This is a genomic window from Enterovibrio norvegicus FF-33, assembly GCF_000286835.2.
Lineage (GTDB): Bacteria > Pseudomonadota > Gammaproteobacteria > Enterobacterales > Vibrionaceae > Enterovibrio > Enterovibrio norvegicus_A.
On record NZ_AJYD02000052.1, the window covers coordinates 1 to 7,614 of the forward strand.

General features: G+C 46.7%; 9 protein-coding genes and 1 pseudogene. 9 read left to right on the top strand and 1 reads right to left on the bottom strand.

Annotated elements, in window-relative coordinates; genetic code table 11:
• The 3 genes from A1OO_RS22785 to A1OO_RS22795 all read left to right on the top strand — a co-directional run.
• On the top strand, positions 1–1,145 hold a 1,145-nt coding region (locus tag A1OO_RS22785; protein ID WP_017005026.1), incomplete at its 5' end, for a type VI secretion system Vgr family protein.
• On the top strand, positions 1,138–2,034 hold the full coding sequence (locus tag A1OO_RS22790) for a hypothetical protein (protein ID WP_017005027.1): 897 nt from the start codon (positions 1,138–1,140) through the stop codon (positions 2,032–2,034). The genes A1OO_RS22785 and A1OO_RS22790, both read left to right, overlap by 8 nt.
• Positions 2,024–2,545 carry a hypothetical protein gene (locus tag A1OO_RS22795; RefSeq protein WP_017005028.1) on the top strand — a complete coding sequence of 174 codons (522 nt, stop codon included), beginning with the start codon at positions 2,024–2,026 and terminating at the stop codon, positions 2,543–2,545. Before A1OO_RS22790 ends, A1OO_RS22795 begins: the two co-directional genes overlap by 11 nt.
• Here the strand turns inward: A1OO_RS22795 and A1OO_RS23395 are convergent.
• Complete coding sequence (locus A1OO_RS23395) at positions 2,535–3,218, bottom strand: NADAR family protein (RefSeq protein ID WP_431354960.1); 684 nt, start codon at positions 3,216–3,218, stop codon at positions 2,535–2,537. The two genes, A1OO_RS22795 and A1OO_RS23395, sit on opposite strands and share 11 nt — an antisense overlap.
• Between A1OO_RS23395 and tssD the strand changes: the two are divergent.
• The 6 genes and pseudogenes from tssD to tssI all read left to right on the top strand — a co-directional run.
• A pseudogene (gene tssD, locus A1OO_RS23400) lies at positions 3,181–3,392 on the top strand (type VI secretion system tube protein TssD); the annotation flags it as partial. The gene A1OO_RS23395 and the pseudogene tssD overlap by 38 nt on opposite strands.
• 202 nt (positions 3,393–3,594) lie before the next feature.
• Positions 3,595–4,500 (top strand): hypothetical protein, encoded by a 906-nt coding sequence (locus A1OO_RS22810; RefSeq protein WP_198928802.1) that lies wholly within the window; start codon positions 3,595–3,597, stop codon positions 4,498–4,500.
• Between the two features lie 4 nt (positions 4,501–4,504).
• Complete coding sequence (locus A1OO_RS22815; protein WP_017005031.1) at positions 4,505–5,476, top strand: PoNe immunity protein domain-containing protein; 972 nt, start codon at positions 4,505–4,507, stop codon at positions 5,474–5,476.
• Positions 5,473–5,979 (top strand): hypothetical protein, encoded by a 507-nt coding sequence (locus tag A1OO_RS22820; RefSeq protein WP_016961480.1) that lies wholly within the window; start codon positions 5,473–5,475, stop codon positions 5,977–5,979. The genes A1OO_RS22815 and A1OO_RS22820 overlap by 4 nt, the downstream gene beginning before the upstream one ends.
• Before the next feature lie 222 nt (positions 5,980–6,201).
• Positions 6,202–6,720, top strand: coding sequence for an Hcp family type VI secretion system effector (locus tag A1OO_RS22830; RefSeq protein WP_017003152.1), 519 nt, complete (start codon positions 6,202–6,204; stop codon positions 6,718–6,720).
• Between the two features lie 146 nt (positions 6,721–6,866).
• The coding region (tssI, locus tag A1OO_RS22835; protein WP_017005033.1) for a type VI secretion system tip protein TssI/VgrG at positions 6,867–7,614 on the top strand (748 nt) is incomplete at its 3' end.

Here is a 7,614-nt window from a genome sequence, read left to right on the forward strand (position 1 = left end):
CGCTCGAAGAGCACGGGGGTGAGGGCATGACAACGTATCACAATACGTTTTCGGTCATTCCCGCTCACCGCCCCTGGCGTCCCGCGCCACAAGCCAAGCCCTGTGTGCATGGTCCACAAATGGCGATTGTCACTGGGCCTGCGGGGGAAGAAATCTTCTGTGATGAACACGGGCGTGTGAAAGTGCAGTTTCCGTGGGACCGATATGGCAACAGCGACGACGCCTCAAGTTGTTGGGTACGTGTGTCTCAAGGCTGGGCAGGCGGGCAATACGGCATGATGGCGATACCGCGCATTGGTCATGAAGTGATTGTGTCGTTTTTAGAAGGCGACCCGGACCAACCGATTATCACGGGCAGAACTTATCACGCGACCAATGTGCCGCCCTACCCGCTGCCAGCCAACAAAACCCGCACCGTGATACGCACCGAAACCCATCAGGGCGAAGGCTTTAACGAACTGCGCTTTGAAGACCAAGCGGACAAAGAGGAAATTTACGTTCATGCCCAAAAGGACATGAACTTGTTGGTCGAGAACGACCGCAAAGACAACATCAAGCATGACTTGCATCTGGATGTGGAGAATGAGCGCTTACAACGTGTTCACCAAAACGAACACCTCACTGTTGACGGTCAATCGCATGTGCACGTGAAAGGCGATAAGAGCCTGATCGTTGATCAGTCCCTACATATCAAACAGGGCAAAAAGCAGCTGGTTGAAGCTGGCTCAGAAATACACCACAAAGCCGGCGATAAAGTCATCATCGAAGCAGGCACGGAAATTACCATTAAAACTGCCGCAGGCTTTGTGAAGCTAGACCCTGCAGGCGTACATTTTTCAGGTGCGGTGGTGAACCTTAATTCTGGTGGAAGCGCGGGAAGTGGCAGTGGGTTTGGTGGCCAACTTCCTTATCCTCCGAACTTTGTTGCTGAACCTCCCATATTTGATGAACAAGTAAGGTTGGTAAATTCTGAAGGTAGAATTATGAAAAATACGCCTTATTTTGTTGACGTGAACGACGGCAGAACCTTCTTTGGTGTTTCGGATGCACAAGGTTTATTGCCAAGAATCCAAACGGATAAGCCCGACTTTATGAAAGTACTAACGGGTGTCAAAGCACTTGAAAGGTGGCCAGAAAATGAGTGACACATTGATTGAAACTGACGTCACAACAAACGCAAATGTCGGTTCAACAACTGACGTATTGAGTGGTGACATGCCAGCAAGGGCATTTTTCTTTGCCGTAGTCGATGAAATCGGAAGTGATGGTATTCTCGTAAGAAAAGTTTATGCGACGCTCGACGACCAGTTTTTGAAGGCGATGCAGCTCCCAGATTCCCAAGCATTAAAAGAGGTGTTTCCTGAACAGTTTGGCATCTCCGGCAGAGACATTAATGCAAATGCAACCGTCGCTGAACATGTTATGGGTGTTAAAAATCAAACTCAGTTTTCATCAACAAGCTCAGTCTTTCCTGACGGATCACCCAGATTTAATGGAAAAACCGTCTACATTGATGTAAAAAAGGCTATCCAGGGCGGAGCTACGCTCGTCTCTACTGAAGAAATAATTGCAGCTTTAGAAGAATATAAAAAGACCGCCCCAAAAAGAGTTAAACGCATAGAGCAAATTATCAGCTACGTAAGAGACATCGATAAGGAAGTACTGCTTGCCAATAAAGTCCCCGCAAAAGCGGTTTTCACTCCAGACTCTTATGCCCTTGTAAAACAGGTTGGTCGAGTTGGAAGAACCGTTCAGGTCTTTGGGTTTGCTCTCACGGCTTACGACTTAACCGTCGCTACTCAAGAATCGATTAAAACTGGTAGCATGAAACCTATTAGTGCTGAAACTATTCGTCAAGTTGGCGGTTGGGGTTCTGCCGTCGCAGGTATGAAAATAGGGGCGGTTGCTGGAGCAGCAGTTGGCATTGAAACTGGCCCAGGAGCCATTGTCACCGGTCTCGTCGGGGGCATAATTTTTGGTGCAGCAGGTTACTTTGGCGCGGATTGGGTAGCGGATTTTATTTATGAAAACTAACTTTTTTAGCAAATTTGGATTATCAAAAAAAAGCTCAGTAGATATCGAGCATACTAACCCGTTACCTCTAAACTTCAACAAGAACACTTACCCTCAGGTTAAACTATCCCAAGAACACAAAAGCCAAGCCTATTATCTGTTTTTTTTGCTGTCAAAGCCTGAACTAGGAAGGTTCATGTCCGCATTATCTTCCCAATCTGGTGATTCAACTCCAGAACAAGGACTAATTCTTAATTTGTCACTGTATGAAGACTTCACCGGATATGTCGTCAGTTTCACCTGCAATAACGAAGATACTGTAAAGAAAATTACGCAACTAAAGCTTGCTCCTCCTCTTCCTCATCAATCATTTCCAAGAGTAGATCCCAACAGCTATGGCAGCCTGCAAGGCAACTTAGATTTGTGGTTTACACACTTCTGGGCAGTATATTGGAATTCAATGACGACTGAAGAAAAGCAGGCCATTTCACTTCCTCCTGACTGGTCTGAATTTATGGAGTCTAGATTTTGAAATGATTTGCCCTTATGCGGCGCCTCACTTCCATAAGTGCAAAACCTAGCAAATTCTGACCCTGCCATTTATCTGGCTTATAGACATCTTGGTGATCTTCCGCCAGTCCAATACCCCAAACTTTATCAACTGGGCTTGCTTCCACAATGGTGTTATCGCCTGTGTTCTGCAAAAAATCGCGCAAACACTTATTTTTTGAGAACTTCAGCAAATTAGCCTCTACAACAACCTCAAACCTCTTGTTACACCAGAGGTAATCATCGTAGTTTTTTACACGCCGCCCTAGCCATTTTGCTTGTTTAGGTGACCGCGCACTAAGGATCTTTTCAGCTGATATTGTATCTTCAAACATAAGCGCTTTTTCGAACATCATAAAATGTTCAGATGTAGGAAAGGTTCGACCTTGGAAATAAAATTCAGACTCATACCACTGACTAAGGCACTCCTTTCCAACTGTACCGTCACCTTTAGATGTGTGACCCCAAAAAAACAAGAACTTCGGCATGAGTCCACTTTTCTGAGCTTCGATTAATTCATCAACACTTCCCACCAAAACAGTTTTCCCTAAAAATGCCGCAAACATTTCAATGATCAAATAGCAGATATCATGCATTCCGAACAGAACTAACGCAACAATGAACAGAGGAGCCATTAGGCTAGCTGGCGCTTTCACCGCAGACTCTGCGGTAACATCTATGTTGAAGGCCACGAAGACCAAATACTGGTGCAAGCGTTTGATCACATCGTGACTATACCAACTGACCCGCAAAGCGGTCAGCCTTCTGGCCAACGTGTTCACAAGCCGTTCAAGTTCACCGTGGCGCTGAACAAAGCCAAATCGTTGATCAAATATTAGATTGCCGCGACTTAATCGCAAACTGTCGCCATATACATAAAAACAGAAGTGATGTAACGGCTTGGGTCGCTCTTTGCTTCACCCTAATTGGCCTCATTCCCTCGCTAGGCTCTGTGGCAAAGGGGGTATTGAAGATTCTCTTTCTTTTTGTCAGAAAAGCGGGGGGAATGTTGCTGCAGCGATTCGCCCTGCAATGGCACCTATTATTTCGTTTCTTCAAAACGAAAAAATACGTAAGTTGTTCGACATCCCCAGAATCGATATCGCACTAAGAAAAATCGCAGAAGCGATCAAAAGTATTCGTGGTGAGGTGACTGCAACTGCACTCAAAGGCTATCTTGATAACATTGCAGATGCGCTAACAGATTTAGTCTCACAAATTCGATACCTCGCTCCTGCTAGCGTAAAGGTTTGGCTCGATGAATCTGTTCGGTTGGTACGCGCCGTTCAAGAATCCGCAGATAGAATGTTGGAACCCGCCATCGCGCCAGTGCAACGTATTCTGAGCGATATTGAAGAAGCATTAGGCAAACAAGCTGATGAATACTCACCCAGCTATCGAGCTGATGTAAATACACGCACCGTTCACGAACTTGACCCAACAGTCGCTGCAATAAATCCACGCATTCTGACTCGCACACAGAAAGGTCTGTATGGCGAAATTATCAGTGACAACTATATGCTTAACCAAGGTCATCGAAACATGTTGCCGGACGCTCGGCAAGTTCGCTCTTTAGAAGATACTCCTAGAGGCCGTGGCATTGATGGTATTTATGAAAATAGTAATCCGCCTCCTCCGTATATAGTGACAGAGACTAAATACCGAACTGACTCTGGTAAATATATTGACTCGGACGGGATAGCAAGAGATAACATTTTGCCTACAACCCGTGGTTCAAATGGGTATGTGAGTGCAAAACAAATGAGTGACGCTTGGATCCAGCCAAGATTGGCCGATGAAGTTGGACGAGATGCCGCTGACGATATCATGGACGAAGGATATGCCCGATGGTTAATGATTGTTGATGAATCGGGAGAAGTGGTCAACATTACAAAATTGGACGCCAATGCAAGAAGCATTGAAGAGGTGAAGAGGTGATGAGATGACAGGACAAGCACTAACATTTAATCAAATGAGAAGGGATGCTTTTCTGGACGAACATGTTTATGACGAACAAAACACCTACTTCAGCAAAGATAACTCTCGGCGCTACACACATGTAACCGATGAAAATAAAGACATATTTCATCGCTCAAGTATTAGTTGGTCTCTATTTTTAAATAAAGTAGAGCACGCACTTCTTGAATACTCCGGAGGAGCGAGTATTGAAGCAGTACAGCTGCTCGTTGATGTCGCTTTCCAAGATCTTAATCGCCACAAAGACAAATTTACCTTTGAAATAATAAAATACTGGGAGCCAGACGGTTATCAATTTCTTCTTTGGCTGGTCAGTCTTGCAGTGCTAACTGGCAACAAAGATGCTTTGCTCACCATCGCTAGAATGACTGGGAAAAACCCACAAGGTGGCGACGACAAATGCATCGTCCAATTATACACCCGTGTTGGCCTGCAAGGTCTACCAAGACAAGATTCACTTGTTTTCGAAAAGCCCTACAGCGATTTTTATGATGCCATTAAAGGCGACGGCGTTTCTCCGACAAAATCCGAACGCCAAGCGGCGCTAAATGCCTATCTTAAGGGCTGGTACAAGGGCATGAAAAATTGCTATTGGCATAATCGCCATAAAGGCAGACACGCGACTCATTTTGGCTATTGGTCACTGGAGTCGGGAGCTGCCACCATCCTTTTTGATCTTGACGACAGTGAATACCGCAAATCGCTTTATTACCCAAAAGATTGGGTAGACTTTGCTCGCGAACAGAATTTTGGTGCTTTATTCAGCCATGAAAAACTACCTTTTCACCATATCGCATTGCCGGGCGATGAGGCACCAGTGACAGCTGAGTGGGTTTCCAATGTCAGCAATGAGGCACTTAAAGCGAACATGGGTGAACGCCTAAGCGGTGATCCGGTTAATAAAGCAGGTGATGCTGCAATATGGATCAGCATATGAAGTACATTGTGCCCTTCGTTTTGTTAGTTACCTCTTTGAACGCTTGGGCTTCACTCTCTGGCAGCTACTCAACACCGCCAGACAGTCTTTCCAACATCGTGTTTTCTGTTACGGAATTAGACGACAAAATAATCTTAGAGCGCAGAGGCGAACTGTATGCAGCAGCCTATATGGATAAAGTAGAAAGATCTGAATTTGCGTCTTATCTCGCTTGGGGAGCAGATGACCTTCAGGATTCAGAGTGCCTCGTTATGCCACTGACGCCACAGGTGAAAATTGAAGAGATCGTGGCATCAAAAGGGGGAGATGTGGTTGCAGTCACAGCCACTGGCAAGTCCACCTTGCGTTTTATTGACGAGCAAAACACAAAGTCCTTTATTCGTTTACCTAAATTTAAGATCCGACAGGTTCTTTGTATTTCTGAAAACTCGATACCACGCCTGAAAAGCAACGCATTCTTCTACAATCACGCCTTTGGTGTCGTCCCAGTCATTAAGCGTTAGTCTAATTCTAGTCACCCTCCATTCCGGCCAAATCTTGCTCGCTGAGCAACTTTTCGCCCGACCCCCAAGCAATTCTTTGCTCTCTTTAATGCCACTTCATTGTAACCCCTTGTTTTTATTGCACCACATAGCTGGCACACCCTTTGCGTTATCTCTTGCGTTGTATCACTCATTTCTCTGTCGGCCATGATTGGCGGGCAACCATTGAATAAGGACATCGCAATGCCAACTCCATGTTATATCGCTATCGAAGGCAAAACTCAGGGCAACATTACCGCGGGCGCTTTCACCGCGGATTCTGTCGGCAACATCTATGTGGAAGGCCACGAAGACCAAATGCTGGTGCAAGCGTTTGACCACATCGTCACCGTACCCACTGACCCACAGAGCGGCCAGCCTTCTGGTCAACGTGTTCACAAGCCCTTCAAGTTCACCGTGGCACTGAACAAAGCCGTGCCGCTGATGTACAACTCTCTGGCCTCAGGCGAGATGCTGCCGAAAATTGAACTCAAATGGTACCGCACCTCGGTGGAAGGCAAGCAAGAGCATTTCTTCTCGACCATCCTGACGGACAGCACCATCATCGATATCGATTGCCAAATGCCCCATTGCCAAGACGCGAACAAGAAAGAGTTCACTCAGCTGGTGACTGTCTCTGTCGCATACCGCAAAATTGATTGGGAACACACAGTAGCAGGGACGTCAGGTGCCGATGACTGGCGTGCGCCTGTTGAAGCCTAAGGCTTCTTAGCAAAAGGTGGGGCACGCGTTAACACAGTATTGTAACGCTTGCTCATTAACACCTTTTGCCACTGACCCGCCCTTGGGCGGGTTTTGTCGTCAAGCAATGACGCCTGACGATACCTCGTTTTAAGCTGGGATGGTTTATGGCTACGGAAAGCGGTCTGCAATTTACTCTTCATGTTGAAGGCTTACCTGACGACGCCTTGGCGGTGGTCGAATTCTCGGGGGCATCAGCCTTGTCTGCCCCGTTCCTGTATCAGGTGAAACTCGCCAGCCGCACTGACACTTTGACTGACCATGACGTTGTTGACCGCAATGTCTCTTTGATGCTGTGGAAAGACGGGGAGTTGGTTCAACGCTTTCATGGGGTTGTGCGCAGCTTTACCCGCGGTGACACGGGTTTCAGTCATACTCGTTATGCCCTTGAAATGGTGCCTGCCCTTTCGCGTTTGTCCCTTCGCCATAACAGCCGCATTTTCCAACAACAGTCTGTCCCTGAAATCATCAGTATCTTGCTGCAAGAAATGGGCATTGATGAGTATGCGTTTTCGGTGTCTGGCTCGCCGCAAGTACGCGAATACTGTGTGCAGTACCGTGAATCGGACCTGGAATTCTTAGCGCGTATCGCGGCCGAAGAAGGCTTGTTCTATACCTTCTTGCACAGCAAAGACAAACACACGGTGTTGTTTTCGGATGACACTCAGACGCTGTCTCACTCTTCGCTGACACTCCCTTATAACGCCACCGTTGGCGGCACGGCCAGTTCAGCCTTTATCAAAGGGTGGCAACGCTCAGCGAAAACCCGACCTTCCTCTGCGCAGCTTAAAGACTACAGCTTTAAAAAGCCGGCTTATGGCTTTTTGCATGACCATCCCGGTACAGAGATGGATT

What these genes read in the sequence shown, in the direction of transcription:
- A1OO_RS22790 (WP_017005027.1), top strand. Translation starts at nt 1,138, where the DNA reads ATGAGTGACACATTGATTGAAACTGACGTCACAACAAACGCAAATGTC.
- A1OO_RS22795 (WP_017005028.1), top strand. Translation starts at nt 2,024, where the DNA reads ATGAAAACTAACTTTTTTAGCAAATTTGGATTATCAAAAAAAAGCTCA.
- A1OO_RS22810 (WP_198928802.1), top strand. Translation starts at nt 3,595, where the DNA reads ATGGCACCTATTATTTCGTTTCTTCAAAACGAAAAAATACGTAAGTTG.
- A1OO_RS22815 (WP_017005031.1), top strand. Translation starts at nt 4,505, where the DNA reads ATGACAGGACAAGCACTAACATTTAATCAAATGAGAAGGGATGCTTTT.
- A1OO_RS22820 (WP_016961480.1), top strand. Translation starts at nt 5,473, where the DNA reads ATGAAGTACATTGTGCCCTTCGTTTTGTTAGTTACCTCTTTGAACGCT.
- A1OO_RS22830 (WP_017003152.1), top strand. Translation starts at nt 6,202, where the DNA reads ATGCCAACTCCATGTTATATCGCTATCGAAGGCAAAACTCAGGGCAAC.